This window comes from Luteolibacter pohnpeiensis, from assembly GCF_016595435.1.
Taxonomy (GTDB): domain Bacteria; phylum Verrucomicrobiota; class Verrucomicrobiia; order Verrucomicrobiales; family Akkermansiaceae; genus Luteolibacter; species Luteolibacter pohnpeiensis.
In genome coordinates, this window is the sequence record NZ_JAENIJ010000237.1 from 1 (window position 1) to 333 (window position 333).

Annotated in this window: 1 protein-coding gene; it reads right to left on the reverse strand. The window is 58.9% G+C overall.

Going from position 1 to position 333, the window contains the following annotated elements; translation table 11 throughout:
- Positions 1 to 153: 153 nt before the first annotated feature.
- On the reverse strand, positions 154 to 333 hold a 180-nt coding region (locus JIN85_RS21105; protein ID WP_200274568.1), incomplete at its 5' end, for a hypothetical protein.

The following is a 333-nucleotide window of genomic DNA, read 5'->3' on the forward strand; positions in this document are numbered from 1 at the left end:
GTGGCGAGTTTGACGCTACCGGCGGCAGCTCCCAGCTCGACCAGCTTGTGTTCCTGGTTGAGCAAGGCGTCGACGGTTTCCTCGACGAAGGAATGATAGGGAGAGTCAGAATAAGTTTGCATGACTGGGTTCGGTGAAAGGGTGAAAGTCAGATTACTTCAGAGAGGCGAGATAGGCGCTGTAGGTCTCCGGCTCGGTTGCGAAAATGCGGTTGGTCGCTTCCTCCACGGTCTTGGCTTCACCGGCGGCAACCAGTTGCTTCGCCCGGGCCTCGACGTTGGTTGCGCCTGGCACATCCTGACCCGTAGCGCGGACGATTGGCCGTTCGATTGG